The sequence below is a fragment of the Saccharothrix deserti genome (genome assembly GCF_009769385.1).
Classification (GTDB): Bacteria; Actinomycetota; Actinomycetes; order Mycobacteriales; family Pseudonocardiaceae; genus Actinosynnema; species Actinosynnema deserti.
On the sequence record NZ_VKAB01000163.1, the window covers coordinates 1 to 731 of the forward strand.

Annotated in this window: 1 protein-coding gene; it reads right to left on the reverse strand. The window is 66.5% G+C overall.

Annotation, left to right across the window (positions count from 1 at the left end; all coding sequences use genetic code 11):
• Positions 1 to 554: hypothetical protein (locus FM051_RS50020; protein WP_158855015.1), on the reverse strand; the 554-nt coding region annotated here is incomplete at its 3' end.
• Positions 555 to 731 lie beyond the last annotated feature (177 nt).

The window sequence follows — 731 nt, forward strand, 5'->3', positions numbered from 1 at the left end:
GAGCGCTTCGCACGCCGTCCCCGTCCACCCGCACTGCCCGACGTGGCCTGGATCAACCAGCCCGCCGAGCAACCCCAACCAGCCCCGTAGACACAACCTGTCTCACTTGACTTGACAACTACCGCGGCGGCATCGGCTCGTACTGCTGGTGCCTGGTCGCCGATCAGAGGGATCAGTATGCCGGTGGCGGTGGCGGGATCCAGGCGCAGCGCCAGGTGAGTGGCACGCCGGCGTTGTTCGGTGCTCCCGGTGAGCAGGCTGGGGAGCAGGTCGTGGATGCGTGTGGGGTCGTCGTCGAGGTTGGCGAGCAGTTGGGTTGCGACCCCGAAGTTGGTCGGTTGTCGGTGGAATCGGTCGAGGACGGTGGCCGGGTGGGTGAGCATCGCTTCGACGATCGGCACGAGGTGCTGCTTGACTTCGGTGGGGAGATGGTTGGCAGGGTGTGCCAGCGTCTCGCTGGTCGCCTGCTTGCCGCGGTGCTCGACGTTGGGCTCGTTGAGCAGGGTGTAGATCGGCTCCCATCGGGCCAGTCGGGGGTGGTTGAGGTTGAGCACGGTGAGTGCGTGTGCTGTATTGCCGGTGCCGTGGGGATGTACGCCGGTTCGAGCTAGTGCCGCATCAGGCAACGTTCGCCCTGACGTGACACGCCGCGCGGGTCCTGTTCCGGGCGGTGCGTGTCCGTCAGGCTGGGTGAGTGGCAGATCGGGTACGTGTCCGTGGGATCGATGACG